General features: G+C 44.5%; 26 protein-coding genes. 7 read left to right on the forward strand and 19 right to left on the reverse strand.

What is annotated here, in order from left to right; genetic code table 11:
* Positions 1–25: 25 nt before the first annotated feature.
* Genes G6N79_RS16885 through G6N79_RS16900 form a run of 3 tightly spaced genes read left to right on the forward strand, consistent with a single transcriptional unit; the run spans position 26 to position 2,664 of the window.
* Positions 26–673, forward strand: coding sequence for an ABC transporter ATP-binding protein (locus tag G6N79_RS16885; RefSeq protein ID WP_103905781.1), 648 nt, complete (start codon positions 26–28; stop codon positions 671–673).
* A 1-nt stretch (position 674) separates the two neighbouring features.
* Complete coding sequence (locus G6N79_RS17660; RefSeq protein ID WP_234993172.1) at positions 675–2,180, forward strand: ABC transporter permease; 1,506 nt, start codon at positions 675–677, stop codon at positions 2,178–2,180.
* A gap of 1 nt (position 2,181) precedes the next feature.
* On the forward strand, positions 2,182–2,664 hold the full coding sequence (locus G6N79_RS16900; RefSeq protein WP_103905782.1) for a hypothetical protein: 483 nt from the start codon (positions 2,182–2,184) through the stop codon (positions 2,662–2,664).
* Here the strand turns inward: G6N79_RS16900 and G6N79_RS16905 are convergent.
* The 13 genes from G6N79_RS16905 to G6N79_RS16965 form a co-directional block, all read right to left on the reverse strand.
* Complete coding sequence (locus tag G6N79_RS16905) at positions 2,661–3,380, reverse strand: 16S rRNA (uracil(1498)-N(3))-methyltransferase (protein WP_103905783.1); 720 nt, start codon at positions 3,378–3,380, stop codon at positions 2,661–2,663. The two genes, G6N79_RS16900 and G6N79_RS16905, sit on opposite strands and share 4 nt — an antisense overlap.
* Before the next feature lie 12 nt (positions 3,381–3,392).
* Entirely contained in the window at positions 3,393–4,706 is a 1,314-nt protein-coding gene (locus G6N79_RS16910; RefSeq protein ID WP_103905784.1) for a hemolysin family protein, read from the reverse strand.
* A complete protein-coding gene (locus G6N79_RS16915; protein WP_103905922.1) occupies positions 4,696–5,283 on the reverse strand; it encodes an inorganic diphosphatase in 588 nt (195 codons plus the stop codon). Before G6N79_RS16915 ends, G6N79_RS16910 begins: the two co-directional genes overlap by 11 nt.
* Positions 5,284–5,312: 29 nt before the next feature.
* The gene (locus G6N79_RS16920) at positions 5,313–5,858 is read right to left on the reverse strand and encodes an inorganic diphosphatase (protein WP_103905785.1); all 546 of its coding nucleotides are present in this window, start codon (positions 5,856–5,858) and stop codon (positions 5,313–5,315) included.
* Positions 5,859–5,865: 7 nt separating this feature from the next.
* A complete protein-coding gene (locus tag G6N79_RS16925) occupies positions 5,866–6,522 on the reverse strand; it encodes a DedA family protein (protein WP_103905786.1) in 657 nt (218 codons plus the stop codon).
* A gap of 57 nt (positions 6,523–6,579) precedes the next feature.
* Positions 6,580–6,990, reverse strand: coding sequence for an HIT family protein (locus G6N79_RS16930; RefSeq protein WP_103905787.1), 411 nt, complete (start codon positions 6,988–6,990; stop codon positions 6,580–6,582).
* A 193-nt stretch (positions 6,991–7,183) separates the two neighbouring features.
* Positions 7,184–7,696 (reverse strand): hypothetical protein, encoded by a 513-nt coding sequence (locus G6N79_RS16935; RefSeq protein WP_103905788.1) that lies wholly within the window; start codon positions 7,694–7,696, stop codon positions 7,184–7,186.
* A gap of 66 nt (positions 7,697–7,762) precedes the next feature.
* On the reverse strand, positions 7,763–8,275 hold the full coding sequence (locus G6N79_RS16940) for a hypothetical protein (RefSeq protein ID WP_146060594.1): 513 nt from the start codon (positions 8,273–8,275) through the stop codon (positions 7,763–7,765).
* Positions 8,276–8,340: 65 nt separating this feature from the next.
* Positions 8,341–8,853 (reverse strand): hypothetical protein, encoded by a 513-nt coding sequence (locus G6N79_RS16945; protein ID WP_146060595.1) that lies wholly within the window; start codon positions 8,851–8,853, stop codon positions 8,341–8,343.
* 513 nt (positions 8,854–9,366) lie between these two features.
* Entirely contained in the window at positions 9,367–9,840 is a 474-nt protein-coding gene (greA, locus tag G6N79_RS16950) for a transcription elongation factor GreA (protein ID WP_103905791.1), read from the reverse strand.
* A 141-nt stretch (positions 9,841–9,981) separates the two neighbouring features.
* Positions 9,982–10,692 (reverse strand): response regulator transcription factor, encoded by a 711-nt coding sequence (locus G6N79_RS16955; RefSeq protein WP_103905792.1) that lies wholly within the window; start codon positions 10,690–10,692, stop codon positions 9,982–9,984.
* Positions 10,693–10,705: 13 nt separating this feature from the next.
* Positions 10,706–12,370, reverse strand: coding sequence for a sensor histidine kinase (locus G6N79_RS16960; RefSeq protein ID WP_103905793.1), 1,665 nt, complete (start codon positions 12,368–12,370; stop codon positions 10,706–10,708).
* A gap of 6 nt (positions 12,371–12,376) precedes the next feature.
* Entirely contained in the window at positions 12,377–14,263 is a 1,887-nt protein-coding gene (locus tag G6N79_RS16965) for a S9 family peptidase (RefSeq protein ID WP_103905794.1), read from the reverse strand.
* 94 nt (positions 14,264–14,357) lie between these two features.
* Here G6N79_RS16965 and G6N79_RS16970 point away from each other — a divergent pair, with 94 nt between their 5' ends.
* Positions 14,358–14,651, forward strand: a complete 294-nt coding sequence (locus tag G6N79_RS16970) for a DUF4286 family protein (protein WP_103905795.1) — start codon at positions 14,358–14,360, stop codon at positions 14,649–14,651.
* Here the strand turns inward: G6N79_RS16970 and G6N79_RS16975 are convergent.
* From G6N79_RS16975 to G6N79_RS17000, 6 genes are read right to left on the reverse strand one after another with little or no spacing between them, the layout of a single operon-like run.
* Positions 14,648–15,055, reverse strand: coding sequence for a DUF983 domain-containing protein (locus tag G6N79_RS16975; RefSeq protein ID WP_103905796.1), 408 nt, complete (start codon positions 15,053–15,055; stop codon positions 14,648–14,650). The two genes, G6N79_RS16970 and G6N79_RS16975, sit on opposite strands and share 4 nt — an antisense overlap.
* 3 nt (positions 15,056–15,058) lie before the next feature.
* The gene (locus G6N79_RS16980) at positions 15,059–15,346 is read right to left on the reverse strand and encodes a hypothetical protein (protein WP_103905797.1); all 288 of its coding nucleotides are present in this window, start codon (positions 15,344–15,346) and stop codon (positions 15,059–15,061) included.
* 32 nt (positions 15,347–15,378) lie between these two features.
* Positions 15,379–16,080, reverse strand: coding sequence for an RluA family pseudouridine synthase (locus tag G6N79_RS16985; protein WP_103905798.1), 702 nt, complete (start codon positions 16,078–16,080; stop codon positions 15,379–15,381).
* A 34-nt stretch (positions 16,081–16,114) separates the two neighbouring features.
* Positions 16,115–17,104: an MlaD family protein gene (locus G6N79_RS16990; RefSeq protein WP_103905799.1), complete on the reverse strand. Its 990-nt coding sequence runs from the start codon at positions 17,102–17,104 to the stop codon at positions 16,115–16,117.
* A gap of 8 nt (positions 17,105–17,112) precedes the next feature.
* Positions 17,113–17,889 (reverse strand): ABC transporter ATP-binding protein, encoded by a 777-nt coding sequence (locus G6N79_RS16995; RefSeq protein ID WP_103905800.1) that lies wholly within the window; start codon positions 17,887–17,889, stop codon positions 17,113–17,115.
* A gap of 5 nt (positions 17,890–17,894) precedes the next feature.
* Complete coding sequence (locus tag G6N79_RS17000) at positions 17,895–18,653, reverse strand: MlaE family ABC transporter permease (protein ID WP_103905801.1); 759 nt, start codon at positions 18,651–18,653, stop codon at positions 17,895–17,897.
* Positions 18,654–18,870: 217 nt separating this feature from the next.
* Between G6N79_RS17000 and G6N79_RS17005 the strand changes: the two genes are divergently transcribed.
* The 3 genes from G6N79_RS17005 to G6N79_RS17015 all read left to right on the forward strand — a co-directional run bounded on the left by G6N79_RS17005 (position 18,871) and on the right by G6N79_RS17015 (position 22,404).
* Complete coding sequence (locus G6N79_RS17005) at positions 18,871–20,340, forward strand: DUF6600 domain-containing protein (RefSeq protein ID WP_146060596.1); 1,470 nt, start codon at positions 18,871–18,873, stop codon at positions 20,338–20,340.
* A 140-nt stretch (positions 20,341–20,480) separates the two neighbouring features.
* Positions 20,481–21,659 carry a nicotinate phosphoribosyltransferase gene (gene pncB, locus G6N79_RS17010; protein WP_103905804.1) on the forward strand — a complete coding sequence of 393 codons (1,179 nt, stop codon included), beginning with the start codon at positions 20,481–20,483 and terminating at the stop codon, positions 21,657–21,659.
* Positions 21,652–22,404, forward strand: a complete 753-nt coding sequence (locus tag G6N79_RS17015; RefSeq protein ID WP_103905805.1) for a class I SAM-dependent methyltransferase — start codon at positions 21,652–21,654, stop codon at positions 22,402–22,404. The genes pncB and G6N79_RS17015 overlap by 8 nt, the downstream gene beginning before the upstream one ends.
* The last annotated feature ends 885 nt before the right edge of the window (positions 22,405–23,289 follow it).

The following is a 23,289-nucleotide window of genomic DNA, read 5'->3' on the forward strand; positions in this document are numbered from 1 at the left end:
TGGTATTTTGCAACAAAGAAACATTATGAGCGATTTTGTACTGAAGACCTCCAATCTCACATACCAGTATCCCAAAGGCTCCGCATTGGCCTTCCGGGATCTCCAACTGGAAAAACAACAGCACACCTTGGTCCTAGGAGACTCCGGCTCAGGGAAATCAACCCTGCTCAATTTAATTGCTGGATTTTCACAACCGACCACGGGAAATGTAACAATCAATGGACAGGATCTCTATTCACTTTCCGGCAGTCAACTGGATAGCTTCCGTGCCAAGCACTTGGGATTCATCTTCCAGGAAGCCCATCTGCTGAAGAACCTGACCGTTGCCGAAAACATCAAGTTGGCACAGAGCCTGGCGGGACTGCCTGTTTCAGAAAAGGACGTACAATCTCTTCTGGAGAAATTGCAGTTGGGTGAGTTTTCGGATCGCAAGCCCAATGCGCTCAGTCGCGGACAGGTACAGCGCGTCGCCATAGCACGCGCGCTCATCAACAAACCGGCGCTCCTGATCGCCGATGAGCCTACGGCATCACTGGATGACAGGAACACCTTCCTGGTGATCGAACTGATCAAAGCCATGGCCAACGAACAGGGCAGCACTTTATTGATATCGACGCATGACAAGCGTCTGAAAGACGAATTCAGCAACAACTATATATTAACAGCACAATAAGATGAATACACTACAGCTCGTTTGGAAAAACATTTCCCAACAATGGGGTTCTACCTTATTAAGTATTATCCTGACCGCATTCGGTGTGGCCATACTCGTTAGTATATACATTACGAGCGATACTTTTGAGAAGCAGCTCGACAGCAATAGTAAACAGGTTGACCTGGTGGTGGGTGCCAAAGGCAGTCCACTGCAATTGATCCTGAGTGCACTGTACCATGTCGACAACCCGACAGGGAACATCAAATTGGCGGAAGCGGAAAAACTGATGGAGAATCCTTTCATCGAGAAAGCGGTTCCAATTTCCCTGGGCGATAACTTTAAGGGCCACCGCATCGTCGGTACCGACACCAGCTTTATCGGACTGTACGAATTACAGTTGGCGGAAGGAAGGCTTTGGAACAAGAGCTATGAGGTGGTATTGGGCAGCGAGACCGCAAGGAAGAACAAACTCAAGATCGGCGACCAGATCCACGGTGCACATGGGCTGGCGGAAAATGCGCATGTCCACGACGAACATCCCTTTACCATCGTCGGCATCCTGAAACCTAACGGATCCATTGTCGACAACCTGTTGTTGAGCAACCTGGAAAGTGTATGGGATATCCATGGCATCCATCATGAAGATCATGATCATGAACATGCCGAAGGTGATGGACATGACCACGGTAGCCATGCAGATCACGACCATGATCATGCCGGAGGGACTGCAGCCAAACATGCTGCACATGACCATGACCACGACCACGATCATGCCGGAGAGACTGCAGCCGAACATGCTGCACATAACCATGACCACGACCACGACCATGCCGGAGAGACAGCGGCCGAACATGCTGCACATGACCACGATCATGGCCAAGCAAATACCAATACAGATACCGTTGTCGAGGAAATTGTTTCGGAAAGACCAAGGAACGATGTTTTCGTCAAGAGCATCGCAGAGGATATCACCCAGGATAAAGGATTGGAAATCACGGCCATGTTGGTGAAATACAGTTCACCTGCCGCGATCGGCGTCATCCCTAAACTGATCAACCAATCCACTAGTATGCAGGCGGCATCGCCGGCGCTGGAAACCGCACGATTATTCTCCCTGATGGGGGTTGGTATCGATTCCCTGGAAATCCTCGCGTATGTCATCATGATCATTGCGGGATTGAGTGTCTTTATCAGCCTGTACAATGCCTTGAAGGATCGAAAATATGACCTAGCCATCATGCGGACCTTGGGTGCCAGTAAGATTAAACTATTCACTTTATTGATCGTCGAAGGGTTGGTGATCACCTTTATTGGTGGAATCATCGGTTTACTGATCGGGCATATCGGGCTGTATTTTATCAGTACGCAAACCAGTCAGAGTGCAGACTTTATCCAAGCTTTCCACATTTATGGGAAAGAATGGTTAATTTTGCTTATCGCAAGTTTAATCGGTGTCATAGCTTCCATCCTACCAGCGATCAAAGCTTACAACACCAATATTTCAACGATATTAGGAAACAAATAAAATGAAGAAAATATTATTTACACTTTTTATCCTGGCATTGGGCATCAACCTTTCCAAGGCACAGATCGGGAATTACAACGAGAACCAAATTCCCGACCATACGCCTATGATGAACAGCACCTGGGAGGCCATCGATAAGATGATGTACAAAGTGTCAACTGTCGGGAATAAGAAGGTCTATACCCCTTCCTACCCACCACCCCTCAAGAAATTGGAAAACAAGCTCGTGGAATTGCCCGGCTATATGGTTCCGTTGAAGAGTGGCAGGAACCACAACACCTACATGCTATCGGTACTTCCGATCACGCAATGTCAATTCTGTGGAACCAACGGTATCCCGCCGATGGTGGAGATTTTCATGAAAAGTGGGACAGTAAAATATACGGACGAGCCCATCAAGATCAAGGGCAAAATGGTGTTTAATCCAGAACCTTTAAAAGGAAATGCGGAAATTCAGATTGTTGACGCGGTATTGATCAACTAGCGGTTCAACAGGGCAATTTCTGTACAAGCATACAGCGCGGCCGTTTCTGTGCGGAGTCTGGCTTCCCCAAGGGAAATCGGAACAAATCCTGCAGAAATGGCCTTTTCTATTTCTACGGGGGAAAAGTCACCTTCCGGTCCGATCAGGATCAGGTATCGCTGGCCGGGCTTGAACTCCTGGTTCAGGTATTTCTTCTCCGCATCCTCCTCACAATGTGCAATCGCCTTCTGCAAGCCGTCCTGCTCAGCAATATGCTGTAAGAAGCGATCAAAGGCTATAGCCTCATTCAGCACGGGCATATAGGCTTTCAGCGACTGTTTCATGGCCGAAACGATCACTTTGTTCAGGCGCTCAGTCTTTACGTCCTTACGCTCCGAATGCTCGCTGATCAATGGGGTAATTTCCTGGATACCGATTTCCGTTGCCTTCTCCAAGAACCACTCGATGCGATCGATGTTCTTGGTCGGCCCAACGGCGATATGCAGGTGGTAGGAAGGTTTCTGAAATTCCGGTGTATAGGAAATGACGGAAAGAAGCGTTCTCTTCGGATGTGCATCCTGGATCTCTGACTCGAAGAATCCACCGACACCATCGATCAATTGAACCCTGTCCCCTACGCCCAGTCGAAGTACACGAACGGCATGTTTGCTCTCTTCTTCTGAAAGTTGATATTGGGATTGATCGGGCTGTATGTCTGCGGTGTAAAATAAATGCACGGCAATGGGGATTTATTCTTCGTCCTCGTCGTTTGCAGTTTCGATAAGGTCGAGTTTAACAAACTCAATATTCTGTTGGGTCTTCTTGATGACCGTGAAGCGATAGCCCAATTCCTCCGTGCTATCCCCCACATCAGGGATCTTCTCGAATAGGTGTGACACCAAACCTGCTACGGTATCATAGTCGGAGCTCTCCGGCAATTCCAGTGGCAGGTAGCCATTGGCATCGTGCACCGAAGCACCAGCATCCACCATGAACTCCGTTTCGGAAATTTGCTCCACAACCGGTGTTTCCTCATCGTACTCATCCTGGATCTCACCGACCAATTCCTCCACGATATCTTCCAATGTAACCATCCCTGCTGTTCCACCGAATTCATCCAGGACAAATGCGATCTGGATACGCTTCAATTGGAACTCCGTCATCAGGTCATTGATCTTCTTGGTTTCCGGGATAAAGTATGGCTTCCGCATGATATTCTTCAGCACCACTTCTTTACCTTTCACGATCAACGGTAGGATATCCTTGGTATGGACAACCCCAATGATCTGGTCGATATTGTCATCATAGATCGGAATGCGGGAGTATCCTTCTTCCGTTACGGTATTGATAAAATCTTCGGCAGAGTCGTTCTGGTCCACGGCTACGATCTTGGTACGGGGCACCATGATATTCTTCACGATACGCTCGTTAAAATCGAACACATTCTTGATCAGCTCGTGCTCCGCATTGTTCAGGGCACCGCTTTCCTTCCCTTTTTCCAAGAGGTACTGCAATTCCTCGGATGAATGGCTGGCTTCATGGGCGCTGACCTGGATACCGACCAAGCGCAACAAGAAGTTTGCAAACCCATTCAGACACCAGATGATGGGTCGGAAGATGTAATAGAAGAACTGCAATGGAATGGCCACTTTCATGGTCGTTGCCACTGGTTTCTGGATAGCGATACTCTTCGGTGCCAATTCACCGAAAACAATATGTAAAAAGGTAATGATGGCAAAGGCCAGGACATGGCCCAAGTTTGTTGCCAATTTACCGGTAAGTTCAACATTGAAGAACCCGAAGATCTGTTGCACGATCTGGGTCATAACGGCTTCACCGACCCAACCCAAGGCCAGGGAGGCTAGGGTAATACCCAATTGGGTAGCGGCCAGGTAACCGTCCAGGTGTTCCGTGATGCTCTTGGCAATCTGCGCAACCTTACTGCCGGACTTTGCCTGCAGCTCTATCTGGGAGGCCCGAACTTTAACAATAGCGAATTCCGCAGCAACGAAAAAACCATTTGCCAGCACTAAAAAGATAGTCCAAAAAATATCAATTGCCATGATTTAGGTTTTTATTAGCGAATTCTTTCTTATACAGGTCCAAGCTCTCTAATATAATTTTTTGTGCGACCTCGCGACCGCTTACATTTTCAATAATAACTTTTTTTCCTTCAAGATTCTTATATTCTTGAAAGAATTGAACAATTTCTTTCATGGTATGCGGAGGTAACTCCGAAATATCATTGATATGGTTCACGGCCATATCGTTCTTCGACACGGCGATTACCTTATCATCCTGATCGCCGGAATCCGTCATACGCATCACGCCGATCACTTTTGCATCCACCAGGGATGCAGGAACAAGATCCACTGAACTGATCACGAGGATGTCCAGTGGATCCCGGTCTCCACAGTAACTTTGCGGTATAAACCCATAATTTGTAGGGTACACCATAGAGGAATGTAACACCCTATCGAGCTTAATCATCCCGGAAGCTTTATCTATTTCATATTTTGCGCGGGAACCTCGGGGAATTTCCACAACAGCCGTAACGGTGCGCGGCGCATCCTTACCCGGGGATACCTGATGCCATGGGTGTTTTGTCTGCTGCTGTCCTGCAGGAGCAGAAAAGACCATAAACAGCGCTAATAAAATAGAAAAGTTCATTAAAGTGTTGGTCTAATCTCTTTATTATAAAGTTCCACACTTTCCATGATGATGTTCTGCGCATAGGTACGGCCATATAGGTTCTCGATGGTCACGTTCTTACCTTCTAGCGCTTTGTAATCTTGGAAAAAGCGAACGATTTCTTTCATGGTATGCGGAGGCAATTCCGATAGGTCGTTGATGTAGTTTACAGACATATCGTGCTTCGCAACGGCAATAATCTTGTCGTCTTGTTCACCATTGTCGATCATGTGCATCACACCGACAACTTTCGCTTCGATCATACACATCGGGTAAACATCAACTGAGCATAAAACTAAAATATCCAAAGGATCTTTATCGTCACAGTAGGTCTGTGGAATAAAACCATAGTTTGCTGGATACATTACCGAGGAGAACAATACACGGTCAAGTTTGATCAAACCGCTATCTTTGTCGATTTCGTATTTCGCTTTCGAACCTTTAGGAATTTCGATAATGGCATTTACGGAGTTAGGCAAGTCCTCACCAGGAGATACTTGATGCCAAGGATGTTGTGTACTCATTAAATAATTACTGTTTGTTTATTTCGTCTTTCGTTTTTCTGTTCTTTAACCATTTCTTCAGCAGGGCAATGACAATAGGTAGGAAAGCTATCACGATCAGTGCTACGATGATGTATTCAACATATTCGATGATCCATGGGAATTTAACCCCCAAATAATAGCCTGTCAAAGTTAACAGGGACACCCAGAGAAGTGCTCCCAGTACATTATAGATGACGAACTTCCTGAAATTCAGTTGCACTACACCTGCAAAGATGGGTGCAAATGTACGAATTATGGGTACAAATCGACCAATAATTAATGCAGTACCCCCATATTTCTGGAAAAACTCTTCTGCCATGATCACGTACTTCCGCTTGAAAAGTATCGTATCCTTTCGTTTAAACAGCATGGGCCCCGTTCGATGGCCAAACCAGTAGCCCGTAAAGTTCCCCAATATACCGGCCCCCAAAATCCCGAAATAAAGTGTAACAATATCCACATCGATCTTATTCAGGGCACAGAAAAGACCCGCCAGGAACAGTAAATAGTCCCCCGGCAAAAAGAATCCAAAAAATAATCCGGTTTCTGCAAAAACAATTAGGCATACGATGTAAAAACCACCGTGACTTAAAAGATATTCAGCATCTAACAGTTGTTGAAAGGACAACAAGTATTCTTGCATAGTATTTTATATTACCTTATATAAACTCGAACTTACGTGAAATGTTTGAATCTATGATTAAGGATTTGTTATTGTTGAAATCGCATCCCTGATTTGCTCGGCAATCTGCACCATGGTTTCCTCAGGTAGGCTTAACTTCGGTTTACTAAAGTTCATGTCCTGAACGTTGTTCAACGGAATCAGGTGAATGTGTGCATGTGCAACTTCCAGACCGATTACCGCAACACCAACTTTCTTGCACGGGAATGCTTTCTTGATACCCTGAGCGACAATCTTCGCAAAAACCCACATACCCATGTATTCATCGTCGCCGATGTCAAAGATATAGTCAGTTTCTTTTTTGGGAATTACAAGGACATGCCCTTCAGTTAGTGGATTAACGTCTAAAAACGCTAAGAAATCATTACTTTCAGCAACTTTATGTGCAGGAATTTCACCCGCAACAATCTTTGAGAATATAGTAGACATAAACTAATGTTCAATCGTTTGAAACAAAGATAATAATTTTGGGAAGATATGGATAGGAATTTGAGAAGCAATCCCCAATTCAGCCAAAAAACAGCTCATTTTGACAAACTTTTTACTCCAAGATATTTTAAATAACAAAGGAGTGAAAAATCAAATTTTCCACTCAAAATATACCTTCTGTAAAAAGAACAAATTATATAATTTCGTAGATACTAGAAAAATAGAGCGCATTCATTTTTTTGTGCATATTGTTTGGACTTGTAATATTAAATTTTAATCCATTCATGATCTTTTTATAAAGCAATCCAAAGTTGGTGTTTCTAAACTGTGTATTTTTGCCAGTTGTAAATGAAACCCCCAAAATTTGTCCATCCGCATTACACCTAAAATGTGCAATTATATATTCACCACGCCCAACGACTTGATTCCAATCAGCTAATTCTTTTACAAAAGGTTTCCAATCATTTAAATTTTGTACTTTAATTAAATCTAACACCATCTCAATAGGATAACCATCAATAGTTTGCGGTTCTATCAAAAAATTTATTTGTTCTTCAGCATCAATTGAAAAATATTTATGATGCCTTGTTACTGAGAATTTTACCTCTTCATATTTAAATTCACCTACCTTCATATTAGTTTGGGCAGATAAAGAAAAAAGCTGCAATAAAAATAATACAACAATTAGATATTTAATTTTTTTCATAATGAGCTTAAAATTTCTCTACAAACATTGGATCGACACGCTATGTATTTTTGTAAAAACAACAAATCATTCAATATCATAGATGATAGAAAAATTGATTTGATTCATTTTTTTATGCATATCGTTTGGACTTGTAAATTTTAAATTGGATTTATCCATGATCATCTTATAGAGCATCCCGATGCTAATGTTTCTAAACTTAGTGCTTTTATCAGTCGAAAATGCAAGGCTCAAAATTTCTCCATTTCCATTACACCTAAAATGTGCAATTATAGATTCTCCACGTCCAACAACTTGATTCCAATCCGACAATTCTTTTACATAAGACTTCCAATCAGTAGAACCGTCAATCTTTATTAATTCCCTCACCCGCTCAGTAGGATAATCATCTATAGTTTCTGGGTTTGCCAAGATATTTGTTGATTCTGCCGGTCGAATTAAATAAAAACTTTCATGGCTTGTTACTATGAATTTTATATCGTCATACTCAAACTCCCCTACAGTCATATTTGTTTGGGCGGATAAAGAAAAAAGCTGCAATAAAAATAATACAGCGATTAAATATTTAATTTTTCTCATAATGAGTTTAAATTTTCTTTACAAGCATTGGTTAGATACGCTATGTATTTTTGTAAAACAACAAATCATTCAATATCATAGATGCTAGAAAAATGGATTTGATTCATTTTTTTGTGCATATTGTTTGGACTTGTAAATTTTAATTTGGACTTAACCATGATCTTCTTATAGAGTAACCCAAAGCTAGTGTTTTTAAACTTTGTATTTTTACCGGTTGAAAATGAAAGATGCAAAATTTCCCCATTACCATTACATATAAAATGTGTAATAATATATTCACCACGCCCAACGACTAAATCCCAATCCGACAATTCTTTTACATAAGACTTCCAATCACTAGAACCGTCATTCTTTATTAATTCCATCACCAGCTCAAGAGGATAACCATCAATAGTTTCTGGGTTTGATAAGATATTTGTTGTTTCTACCGGTCGAATTAAAAAAAAACTTTCATGGCGTGTTACCTTGAATTTTATATCGTCATATTCAAACTCCCCTACAGTCATATTTGTCTGGGCGGATAAAGAAAAAAGCTGCAATAAAAATAATACAGCAATTAAATATTTAATTTTCCTCATAATGAGTTTAAATTTTTCATTTTATTAGGTAAGTAAGCAACAAGATGGATTATATATAGCTTATAACCAAAAGATTGATAACAAATTGTTCAAACTTATTATTAAATCATTAGATTCTGATATTATTAAATTTTAAACTATTTGTTAATCCTAAACTTTGAGTACAGATGATTTACCTCTTTGGTTAAGTTTATATTTAGGTTTGTGAAATACACACGAGGAAGTTTAATAAGGGTGATCTACGAAATGAACTGCATCTTTTTACCTTAAATAGATTTTTTTAGATAGAGATGTCAATTTAATCAATGGAATGATAGTCACACGTCTTTTTAAATATTTGAGTTTACACACATTAGCAATGCCATATAAATTGAATTAAATTATACCCTTATCTATAATAGTTTCTGCAACTATTGGAAATAAAAAAATCCCTTTTAAATTTCTTTAAAAGGGATTTTTAATAGTTTATTGAGGTTTTGGCGGTTATGGCATACCGCACATAACCTTATAATCTTATCGGGAAATCTCTAAAACTTCCAATTCCATCTGACCTGCAGGCACTTCCACCTTGGCGATATCGCCAACCTGAAGACCCAAAAGCCCTTGTGCAATCGGCGATTTCACGGAAATCTTACCCGCTTTCAAATCAGCCTCCGTTTCGGACACCAATTGATAGGACATCACTGCCCCAGTTTTCTTATTCTTGATCTTTACAAAAGATAAGGCCAATACCTTGGATGTATCCAGGTTGGACTCGTCGATAATGCGTGCTGAAGCCAATACCTCTTCCAATTTGGCAATCTTTGCCTCGTGAAGACCCTGTGCTTCTTTTGCAGCATCGTATTCTGCATTTTCTGAAAGGTCACCCTTGTCCCTTGCTTCCGCAATGGCTTTGGCTATGTTCGCACGCCCCTCAGTTTTAAGGTACTGCAATTCTTCTTTTAACTTGGTTAAACCTTCTTCTGTGTAATAAGTTACTTCTGCCATAATATAAACTTTTTACTATCGCTAACTTTAGCTGTTATTAATAATTAAACAAAAAAAAAGACAAGACCACACTATCCTCTGACGGGACAACATGGTCTTGCTCTTCTGACGAAGATAAATAATTAATTTTAATAAAACAAATTACTCAGCTTCTTCTTCCGTATCTTCCTGAATGAATCTGTAACCTAAGCCACGAACGGTCTGTAGGTAATGTGGTTTATCTGGATTTGTCTCAATTTTCTTGCGCAGGCGCACCACGTGCATATCCAATGTACGCGTATTCACATTGGAGCTGTACCCCCAAACGACTTCCATCAGCTCTTCACGCGTGATATCACGGCCTTTGTTCTGCAGGAAGTGCAAGAGGATCCGGTTCTCCAAAATGGTCAACTCGATTTTCTTGCCATCGCGGATCAGGGAATGTACATTCGGGTGATGCTCCGTATCGCCGAAGTAATAGACCTCATTCTGGGTCTTCGGCACAAAGAAACGCACTTTATTCTCGATCATGGCCACCAGCACATCCATATTGAACGGCTTGGTGATATAATCCGTAACACCGTAGCTGTAGGCATCGATCTTATCGATATCCTGGGATTTCGCCGTCATCATGATAATGATGTTCTCAAAGCCACCCTTACGAAGCGACTCACAGACTTCAATACCCTCCTTGCCCGGCAACATCCAATCCAATAATACGATATCTGGTTTCTGTTCCAAGATCACCTTCTCCGCATCTAGACCATCACTGGACTGAATCACCTGAAAGTTCTCCGTTTGCAGGCGATGGCTAACCAGAAACCTCAGGTTATCATCATCCTCTACTACTGCAATTGTTATATCTTTATTCATAGTAATCTTTGAATTATTTCGGAAAAACCAATGTGAAGGTCGTCCCTTCACCCTCAATACTCTGAACTTTGATCTCCCCGCCCATAAATTCAGTAATTTCTTTACAAAATGCTAAGCCTAGTCCAACACTACCGCCTTGATTGAATTGATTCTTGACGCGGTAGAACTTCTTGAAGATATTCTTCAGCTCGTTCTTGTTGATACCAATACCCTGATCGCTGAATTTCATTACAAAATTCTTCTTCGATTGCTCCACACTAATATCTATAAATTTTCTCGAAACTTCTGAATATTTATAAGCATTATCAATTAAATTCTGAAACACCGAGTGTAATAATACTGGATCTGTGTACATCTTGCTATCCACATCGATATTCGATGTCAGTGTCAGATCCGGGTATTTTATTCGATTGGCTTCAAATACTTCCTCGCAAAAACTGTTCAAATCCACATACTCGCCCTTGAATTTCAAACTTCTATTTTCTATCTGCGTGAAAGACAGGAGCTTATTCATCAAATTATTTAATTTATCAGCTTCCTGATCCAAGATCTTGCCGTACATCCCACGCTCCTGATCGGACAGTTTCTCGGCACTTCGGATATTATTCCCCGCAATTTTGATCACACTCACCGGAGTCTTGAACTCATGCGTCAGGTTATTGATGAAATCATACTGCAACTGGAACAGCCTGCTGTTGATCGAAATATTTCTGTATATCAGGTAAACGATCAATAACAGAATAACGTATAGTAACGATACCCCCAGCACCACCGGGAAGAAACGCCGGTTGATCTCACCCAACAGGAATTTCTCTGATGAATCAAACTGCAATTTGTATTCCGAAAATGCACCTGGCAACGGCATATCCGTTGAAAGGTATGCCTTTTCTTCCAGTACATTCGGATCGGCAATAGCTTTGATACGGATATTTTCATACAGCCGTGGCTGATTGTTCTCGATTTTGATCTTTAGCGGATTCACCTTGTACACGAACAGATCCTGATCAAAGGCCACCGGCAAGGATGCTGCCGTGGTATCCTCCATGAGGGTCTTGTACGCCCGAAGCGCATTGATACGCGGGATGTTCAGGTAGGTAATCTTTCCCGGCACGGTATTGTAGAAAATCCGATAGATATCGTTCTCCGTAAGGGAGGTGGAATCATCCAGGACATCCAGGAAATTCACCATCTTAATGGCCATGTTGTTGAAATCATCCGATGTCGGGCGGTTCTCGGAGGCCGAAATACGCCCCCTGATCAGTTTATTCTCCTCATCCAAACGGAAGGAGGAAATGGTACGTGGATAGATCAATAGATTCTGGAAGCGGACCCCACGCCCGGCCATATTCTGATTGGTAAAGAGGACATCGTAGAAGACCACTTCCTCCACAAAAGGATTCTTCCGTAGGATTTTCTCCGAATAGCTCAGGGCATGGACGGAATCCAGGTAACCCTGATAATTGGATACTTCCGAGATATCGTTGTTAAAAAAGCTGTTGAACGGTTTAAGGGTGGCATCGAAGACATCTACCTTCCGGTTGGAAAACTCCGATTCCACGAAATTCGACATCATGCTCCGCGCCAAGAACACCGAAATGATGTACAGCACGGTCAAAAAGGCCACAAAGGCTATCAAGAGACCAATGTTCTTCCTGTATTTACTTGCCTTTTTTATCATTAATCTTTATTTCAGGTATTCACCAAGGAAATTCTCGATCTCCATATAGTATTCCACGATATTCTCTTCATTCTTGAACCGCTTGCCTTCATCCTTCTTGAAGAAATAACGGACAGGTATACCATTCCCTTTCAATTTCCCAACGAATTGGTTGGCATCCGTTACGGAACTGTACTTATCCAGTCCGCCCTGAAAGAACAGCACCGGTATACGGACCTTATCTGCATGGAAAATTGGCGAAATCGACTGGAATAGCTCCGACTCGGATTCCGGATTGCCAATGATCCGATAGAACAGTTGCACATAATGCTTCAGGTGCGGCGGTATTTCCCTAAAATACGTAAATAAATTGCTATAACCGGAAGAGGAGATGGCGCATTTGTACAGGGATGGGTTGAATGCGGCAGCATACAATGCAGAATACCCTCCAAAACCAGTTCCCATGATGGCAATCCGGTTTTTATCGGCAATCCCCTGATGGATCAACCAGGCGACCCCATCGGTAATATCACTCTGAATCTTTCCACCCCACTCCTTGAATCCTGCAGACCAAAAATCTTTGCCATAGCCAATGGAACCGCGGTAGTTCACCTGAAACACCGCATATCCCCGATTGGCCAAGAATTGCACTTCGGGATCGAAACCCCATTCCGCTCGACGATTCGGACCATCATGCACCAATACAACGACCGGTATATTCTTCTTTTGCCCTTTTGGGTAGGTGATATAGGCGTGAATGTTCTTGTTGTCCCGGGAAAGGAATTCCACTTCCTCCATCGGGTTGAATGGAATGTTCTTTAATTTCGGATTCTCCTCATTCAGCAGATCCAACACTTTCGTCCTGCGGTTGTAATAATAGGTCTCCCCTGCATGGATATCGCTGAACACTCGCACGACAAATCCTTCCTGCTGTTTATCCACATCCAGGAAACTGATTTCGGAGTCTTTGAATTTCTTTTTCAGTTCCTGGTACACTTCCCGGTAGGATGCATTGAATACTTCCTTTTGGTATTTATCGGCAAAGGAACTTACATAAACCATTTCCTGCAGGTTATGGGAATATCCCTCAATACTGAGGTCCCCCCGCTTATTCTCGTGGATATTCCGCAGTTCCTGACCCGTTGAAGCATCAAACTCCACCAACGCCATACGGTCGCGGTTCCTGTTGGAAAAAGCGTAAATATGATCCGTGGATCCCTTCACAAAACCGATGGGATAAAAAAGCGTTTCGAAATCATTGACCATAACCTCCTTGAATGGATCTCTTTCGGTACGACGGTACAGCAGGGTTTCCTGCACGCTATCGCTGGTCAGGGCGATACGGACGACCCCATCCGGTGATCCGATCCAGTTCATGACATTCCCCGGGTTCTTCGCGACCAGTTCTTTGGGACGTCCATCCAGGAAAACACGGTACAAGTCGAACAGTGAGGAATCCCGTGAGTTCATGCCCACCAGTAGACTGCCGTTATGGGCTTTAATGGGCCCAACCCAGCGCAACTTCGCCTTTTCGGGCTTTAAGAGGGCTTGCCGTTTTTCTGTCTTGATGTCAATATGGAAGAGTCGCAGACTATCTGCGGACGATTGGGTATTCGAGAAGATGATCCGTTGTTCATCCAGCCAAAAGAAATGCTGGACATTGAGGTTAACCTGATAGGTAAGCTGCTTCGAGGAATCCGGCTCTTGGAGGTCCAGGATGAAAATATTCTTGCAATGGTCATGCTCCCCCAGATAAGCGATCTTGCTGCCGTCCGGCGATAGCTTAAAGGAAGTCCTTTCTGGTTTTACAAAAAAGTCCTCGATGGGCACAATTTTCTGATTGCTCTGTTTCTCCTCACACGATACCAACACCAGTAAACAACTCAAAACAGAGAACAATATTCTTAAATTCATACTATTTTGTTAGCCTCTCGTCAAATATTATAAAAAAATGGCGTAAAGTTCAATTTGCAACCTTAATTTTACAGCTTCAATCATTTTTAAAAGCATGTTCCTATACAACGTTTCCCTCATTATTGAAGACAGTATACACCTTGAATTGCTGGATTACACAAAGAAAGTTCTGCAGCAACACCCTGATTCAACGTTGAAATTATTGAAAATGTTGCATTCGCCACATGAAGGGCAGACCTATTGCCTACAGGCGGTCGTCAATTCAGAGGTAGATATCGAAGGATTAAGAGAACTGGTGATCCGTAAGATCCAAGAGCAGATCAATGCACGGCATCCGGAAAAGGCATTCCTGTTCGAGAGCATCATGCAGTATATTCCGCACGATTAACCCTTCACCTTCGCTTCCTCTTCCCGTTCTCCATAAAGCCGGGGATCAAAGGTTACTTTCGGGGAAAGGAAGTGCAGCAGGACCAATCGGGAGTACCGAAGGTTGAACGGTGCAAAGATGACGATCGCCGCAAACAGCACACCGATATACAACCATGGCGATTCGCTCTTGGTGATCAGCGCGGTCACCAAGGCCAGCGTCAAGACCTGAGCTACCGAAAAAGCATAGCTCACATACATAGCTGCATAGAAGTAACCCGGTTCAATTTCGAACTTGAACCCACAGTGCGGGCAATATTCGTGCATCTTCTGCCTCCGGAATCCATAAACCGGCCCGGTGAACATCTTGCCTGTCCGACACTTCGGACATTTACTCGCTGCTACTGCTTGAATTTTTGAAATCATCCTTTATTCTTCCGTGGATTTAGCAATCGACAAGGTATTGGGATTCGAGGAAGTCCTGAATTTCTTGTACCAAAGGAAGCCGACACCAGCGGCAATCAGGAACGGCATCGCTAAGAGGAACAGAATTCCGTCGTTTAACCCCTTACCCTGGGTATTGCCTTCCTTGGTGCTGTTTTCTGCGTTCAATGTACACATGGCACACTGCGCCGAACTGGCTTGCGGAACAGCCATGAATGTCATGCTCAATACGAATACCAGCACAGCATTGCGAATTAATTGCTTGAAAGTCATAGGGCAAAGATACGGTTTAATATCCAAAAATCTTAGAAATCTCCCTTCAGAAGTACATTGAATTTCTCCCAGAATCCGTCTTCGGGCAGGGAGGCTTTTATGGTCATCTCCTCTTCTTTGATGGGATGGGTAAAGGTAAGCGACCTGGAGTGCAAACAGATGGTTCTGCGGTGGCTGCCCCGTTGGTATCCATATTTATTGTCTCCCACGATCGGGCATCCCATAAACGACAGTTGACTGCGGATCTGGTGCGTCCGACCTGTTAGCGGATTGATCTTCAACAGGTAATACCCTTCCAAGGTACCTACCACCTCATAGGTCAGTTCGGCATAGCTGCCGTTCTTGACTTCCCGGTCATAAGCTTTGGTAATCATCTTCTTGCGGTCCCGCAACAGCCAATTCTTCAGGGTACCCTTCTTTTGGGGAGGCATCTCCCGAACGACGGCCAGATAGGTTTTGGTAACCTTCCGGTCGTGAAAGAGTCGATTCATCCGATCCAAGCCCTTGCTGGTCTTGGCGAACAGGATCATACCGCTGACCGGGCGATCCAATCGATGGATAACACCCAGGAATGCCCCATTGGGTTTATTGTATTTTTTTGCCAGATAGTCCTTCACCATATCCTCCATCGACGCATCCCCGGAGACATCTACCTGCACAATATCCCCACCCCGCTTATTGATCGCGATCAGGTGGTTATCTTCATAGAGGACATCTTGATCTGTAATTGCCATACTACGCAAATCCCTTCTTAATTACCAATGGCTTTTATTTCGTGGTATCTTGAGCAGCAGCCTCTTCTTTGGCTTTTTTCTTGAAAAACCCGCGCAGTAGGAAGTTGCTCTGCAAAGCTTCCATGTTCTCATCCAATTTCTCGGTACTGGTATTCAGGTTTCTCAGGATCTGCTTGATTTCATTCGCTGCTTCTGGATCATTGGTCAACACTCCGATTGCATTATCCTTATCGTTCAGGCGTGCCGTTGTTTGATTCAGGTTGGCCATCAGCGCATTGGCAGTCTGCGTAACACCTTGCAACTGCGCTGCCGATTCCCGTAAGCTCGCAAATACCGCAGTATCGGTACTCAGCTCATGGATAAGACCCGAATTGTTGTTCAATTTCTTCGTCAGGACAACCAAATTGTTAACAGCTTGATTGGCCTGGCCCATGGTGCCATTCAGTGTGGTGATGGATTGCTTCAAGTTAGCAGCAATAGTTTCATCGGTCATCATGGCGCCAACCGCCCCTTTGCCTTCTACCAAATTCTGCGAAAGTGCCGCAAAGTTCTTCGTGATCTCCACCAAGTTCTCGTTGTTCACCTGCAGCGTGGCCAACATAGCGTCCATACCGCCGGAAACACCGGACTTGATCTCGTCGTTGTTCTCGATTGCCGGAACATTTTCCGAACCACCGACCAAACTGATGATCGCATTACCGATCAAACCATCGGAGCTCAGCGTTGCGATGACATCCTTACGGATAAACTTACTTGATTTTTCTTCTACATTCATCACGACCTTCACGTTTTCAACACTCTGAAAACTGATTTCCTTGATGATACCGACCTTCACACCCGAGAACCATACGTTATTCCCAACTTTCAAGCCCTTCACATCTTTAAAGTATGTCGTGACAGTCAAGTTCTTACTGAACTTATTCTGTTGCGTTCCTAGGACCAAAATCCCGGCTATTAAAATGATTAATCCAATGAAGGTAAATAAACCTACTATGATCGATCGTTTTCTTTCTGATGCTGCCATATATTCTTTTATACAATAAAATTATAATCATAGAAAGGCTTAACCCTTTCATCTTCTGTGTCAAAAATTTCGGAAAACTTGCCCACGCGTTCAAATTTCCCATCCAAAAGCATTGCTACCCGATCACCTACCATCTTGGCACAGGCCAAATCGTGGGTAATGATGATCGAAGAAGTTTTATAACGTTCCTGAACCTCATTGATCAGGCTGTTGATGTCCAAACAGGTGATGGGATCCAAACCGGCTGTCGGTTCATCGTACATCATGATGTCCGGACGCAGGATCAGGGTCCGCGCAATACCGATCCGCTTGCGCTGTCCACCGGATAGCTCCGAAGGCATCTGGTTGATGGTACGCAAAAGGCCTACCCCATCCAGTACATCCTCCACCTCACGGTTGATTTCTGCACGTGTCAGGTTCCGCTTATTCCGGACCAACGGGAATTCCAAGTTCTCCCGAACCGTCATACTGTCGTACAGTGCACTGTTCTGGAAAGAAAAACCGATGCGCAGGCGCAAAGCGCGCAATTCTTTCTCATTCAGGTCATTCACAACCTCCCCCAGGACATTGATCTGCCCGGAGTCGGGCATCAACAATCCGGAGATCAGTTTGATCAATACGGACTTACCCGTACCGGAACGACCCAAGACCACCAAGTTCTCGCCATTATATAATTTCAGGTCGACATTCCGCAACACGTGCAGATCCCCGAAGGATTTGCTCACATTGTCAACATGAATGACGACATCGTTATAATCTATATGTACTGGTTTCTTCTGTTCCATGTCAATTATCCCATTAAAGCCAAAATCTGAACGATCAACAGTTCCTCGATAAATACGATGAACATTGACGCCACAACGGCTGCATTCGCTGCCTTACCAACACCCTCGGTTCCTTTGGACGAATAATATCCTACATAGGTACTCACAAAACCGATGGTAAATCCAAACACAATCGCCCGGAAGACCATTGCAAAGATGTCCTTGGCCGCAATGGACTCGAACACCTGCGTGATGTAACTCAATATACTCAGTTCATCCTTGGAGATGATACTCAAATAACCACCCGCTAGACCGATCGCTGCCACATAGAAACATAGCACGGGAATCATAAAAGTTGTAGCCACAATCCTACTGACGATAAGGTATTTGAACGGGTTAGTACCCGATACTTCCATCGCATCGATCTGCTCGGTCACGTTCATGGAACTCAATTCCGCACCGATCTGTGAACCTACCTTACCCGAAGCAATCAACGCGGTCACCAACGGAGCCAATGCCCGAACGATCGCAATGGAGATCAACGCCGGCAGCCAAGAACTTGCACCGAACTCTTCCAAGGAAGGGCGGGACTGCTTGGTAAAGACAAAACCGACGATAAATCCTGTTAAACTGATCAATGGAAAGGATTTCCAGCCCACTTCATAGCACTGGCGGATAATCTCCTTAAACTCATATGGGGGACTTACTGCTTCCCGGAAAAAACGCATCAGGAACCGATGGATCTTCGCGAATTCCAGCAGTAAGGTCTCAATTTTTTTAGCCATTAATTATTTGTATTAACGTAAATGCACCTAATCACTTCCGGCAATATTTCGAGGCAAATGTACAAATCTTTTGTTTTATACCACATTCCTCCAATCAATATTAGCTAAAACCTGCAGTACTGCAAAAAAGTTTGACAAAATAATTATACAATTAAACCTTTGGCGAAAAATGACTGTCATACCCACAAAATTGATGAACACTTTAACTCGTTGATATATGAAAAATTTAAGGACATCCGCATGGTTAGCAGCCATCTTAATAATGCTTGCAGGAGTATTCTCCAGCAACAGCGCCGCTGCCCAAGGGTATGACGACGTTGAATATGATGACTTCTACAATGAATTAGAACCCTATGGGGACTGGGATAATGACCCAGAATATGGTAGCGTTTGGTATCCCAACGAGGGATCTGATTTCAGGCCTTACGGAACCAACGGATACTGGACCATGACCGAATACGGCAACACCTGGGTTTCCAACTATTCCTGGGGATGGGCACCCTTCCACTATGGACGTTGGGTTCACAGAGGACACCGTGGATGGGCTTGGATTCCCGGATACGAATGGGGACCAGCTTGGGTAAACTGGCGCTCAGGTGGTGGTTATTACGGATGGGCACCGATGAGCCCTGGTGTGAGCATCAATGTGAACATCGGTCTGCCGATTGATCTGTGGGTATTCTTACCGACACGTCACATCTATGATCGCCACATCCCTAGATACTGGTCTTATGGTCACCGCAATGTGTACAACAGAACCACGATTATCAATAATACCTACATCGTGAACAACAACCGTTACTACGGTGGTCCTGCGCGCCGCGATATCGAAAGATCAATCGGTCGCCGGGTAGATGTACGCAACGTACGTTTTGATGGTCGCCGCGGAGCAAGCCGTGTGGATGGCCGCAATGTATCCATCTACCGCCCAGATCGCAATTCGAACAGATCTGCTACGATGCGCAATGGTCGCGGAAACAGCACCGACTCCAGAAGTGGTCGTGTGGAAGCGAACCGCAATGCACGGACAGAAAGAGGAAATGTTTCCCGTTCGGAATCCAGCAGAAACAATGGCCGTAACAACCGGGACTATACCATTTCCAGAAATGCAAATGGTCAACGCGAAATGCATATCGGGAACTCCAACAACAGATCCAACCGATCCGAAAGAGCAACCGGTAACACGAACCGCACCCCAAGTTCACGTGTACAACGTGAGCGCGGCAACAGCAACAACCGTGTGGAACGCCAGAACAGAAGTGCCGAGATCAACAGATCACAGCGCACACAGCGTCAAACGGTTGAACGCAATCGCCAACCGGAATCCAAAGGCCGCGTGTCCATGGATCGTCCCCAGCGGAACGAAACCATGAACCGCAGTTCAAGACCAACGCGTAACGAGTCCATGAACCGTAGTTCAAGACCAACGCGTAACGAGTCGATGAACCGCAGCCAACAACGTTCATCCCAACCTAGCCAGCGTCAACAACAGCAACGCCAGCCTAGGATGGAGCAACAGTCGAGATCGCAGAACCGCGTTTTCCAAACCCGGAGCAGCGGTGCTGAGCGCCAAAGCCGCCCGGCGGTACAGCGCAGCCAGCAATCTAGACCGAGCGCAAGACCACAGTCCAACCAACGCTCTTCAGGTGGTTCGGAAAGAAGTCACGGACGTTCCAATAGAGGATAATACCATACATATAGTTGAAACAATTTGTAGAAGCGGGTCGAATAAAATTCGACCCGTTTTGTTTTGTAGCCCAGAAAAGCTCATTTTTGTCCCAGCTTTTTGTTAACTTCATGTAAACACTAGCACGATATACAAGACGAATGGCAAAATTGACATCGATTTTAGATAATGATTTTTACAAGTTTACCATGCAGTACGCGGTGGTGAAACTTTTTCCGAAGGCCAAAGCCCGCTACCAGTTCATCAACCGTGGAAAACATCAGTTCCCTGAGGGATTCGATGGGAAACTGCGCGAGGCCGTCGACGAGATGGCGAACCTGAAGCTGAGCAAAGCCGAGAAGAAGTTCTTTTCCAAGACTTGCCCTTATATCGATCCGACCTATTTCGACTTTCTCCAAGGATATCAGTATGATCCGGAAGAAGTCACGATCACCCAGCAGGGACACGATCTAACGGTAACGATCGAAGGGTACTGGTACCGCACCATCCTATGGGAAGTTCCGCTGATGGCCTTGATCTGCGAACTGTACTACGAGGAAACCGGACAGCAGCGTGTTGACGATGCCGAAGTCATGAGCATCGTGGAGAAGAAAATGGATAAGTACGACAAGCTCAATATTACCATTGCTGATTTTGGTACCCGCCGCCGACACTCCCATGCCGTGCACGACCTGGTCATCAAGGCATTGAAGGAACACCCGTCGAAAACTTTCATCGGCACCAGCAATGTCCACTTCGCCATGAAATACCAAACCAAACCGATCGGCACACATGCGCACGAATGGTTCATGTTCCATGCCGCCAAATATGGCTATAAGATGGCAAACCTACTCGGTCTGGAAAACTGGTCGGATGTGTACCGCGGTGACTTGGGTATCGCCCTTTCGGACACCTATACCACGGAAGTATTCTTCAAACAATTCGATAAGAAACTGAGCAAACTCTTTGATGGGGTACGCCATGATTCCGGTGATCCGGTCGAATTTGCGAAAATGACCATTGACCATTATAAGAGCAAAGGCATCAACCCGCTCAACAAGACCATCATTTTCTCCGACGGCTTGGACTACGAAAAAGTGGTGAAGATCGTGAAATATTGCGAGGGCAAGATCGGCTACTCGTTTGGTATCGGCACCGATTTTACGAACGATGTCGGCTTGAGCCGCATGAACATTGTGATCAAGATGACCGAAGCCTTTCCTGACGAGGGCGAATGGACCCCGGTGATCAAGCTGTCCGACGAACCGAACAAACATACCGGCGACCCTGAAGAGATCAAGATGGCTAAACGCTTCCTAAATATCCCGAACCATGAATAGAGATGTGTACGGGGAGGCTTTGTACGACTTTCATGAGCTTGGTCAGTTAGCCGAGCCCCTGTTGCTGCACAGCAGCTATGGCGATATCGAGGAGATGCCCGTGGAAGTATTCTACCGTCAGGAAGAAGATATTCCCGAGCTTGAGTTCATAGCCCTGTCCCTCTGCGACGGAAAAGTATTGGATGTGGGTGCGGGTGTAGGTGTGCATGCGCTGTACCTGCAGGAAAAAGGGTTCGAGGTGGATGCCTTGGAAATTTCGGAAATTGCCTGCAACATCATGCGGAAACGTGGCGTACAACATGTCATCCATGCGGATTTCTTCAAACTGGAAGGACTACGCTACGACACCCTCCTCTTTCTCATGAACGGCATTGGCATTGCCGGCACCATTGATGGCTTCAAAAAGCTGTTGGAACATGCCAAAACCCTGATGACCGATCGAGGCCAACTGATCTTCGACAGTTCGGACATCTCCTACCTATACGATGAATACCGCATCAACCGCCCTGAACATTATTTCGGTGAGATTAACTTCCAATACGAGTATAAGGGCCAGATGGGCCAACCATTTAAATGGCTATATATCGACCAACAGACCCTGATCAAGATTGCCCATGAATTGGGTTGGGTCGTGCAGATCCTCTATGAGGATGATAACGACCAGTACCTGGTCCGCATGGAAACCAAGAAGGAAGATCACGAATTAGCTGGTCCTATAGATGATCAAACTGAAATGGATAGTTAATCCTAAAAATTTCAGCAACACAACCTTTGATAATACACGGGTCCACCATCACCAATTGAACTGTTATGCTTTAGTTCAGTTTGCTGGTGGACCTCTCCCATTTTATGGCATTATTCTCCACGGTATTTTAAATGCTTATATCCCAAGGAATGGCCAGGGGATTTCGTATATTTATTCCAGTAATTCTCCAAATCGCCCTTTTTCGGCCAAATTTCATCATCCGTAATTATTTCTGAATAAGTTTAGTAATGTCATACCGTGACCACGCTGTCGCTATGCGCATTTCGCAAATGGTGTACGCCTTACATTGCCCTTTTTATAAAACACCTTTTCTGGTAGAACCGCATGTATAGTACCTGGACCTTGTCTGAGGTGTATCCGAGGTGCGTGCGGGATGTAGTCGAGGTGAGAGCGTGCTAAGGACACGCTCTCACCTCGCTCTCAGTACGCTCTCACCACGGACGCATGTCAGACAAGGTCCGAGTAGGTTTTGAGGCGATTTTCAATTGAATTTTTATTATATAACTGAAAATCAACAGTATAACAATTTTTTAAAGCAAAAAGCAAAGTTTGAAATAAGCGTTTATATTGATATCTAGCTTCAGTGATTACCGCAAACGACGGAAAAGTAGGAAAAGGAGGTTTAATAGAGCATTGCCGGCTTTTTGAGGAGGGCGTTTAAGTGAGGTAGGTGGAGAACAGGGAAGCGCTTCGCGCTTCCCTGTTCTCCACCTACCTCACCAATTTTTTCCAATCCAAAACCCGCTGGCGCAAGAGTTGTGCGGAAGGCCTGTGCGGTGGATCTCTTGTGCCTATGGCATAAATAGTTAGGACACCCCTCTGGGGTTGGATAGCGTGTTAGCTAATTTTCTAAAATAGCTACAC

Origin of the sequence: Sphingobacterium lactis, from assembly GCF_011046555.1 — a bacterium.
Classification (GTDB): domain Bacteria; phylum Bacteroidota; class Bacteroidia; order Sphingobacteriales; family Sphingobacteriaceae; genus Sphingobacterium; species Sphingobacterium lactis.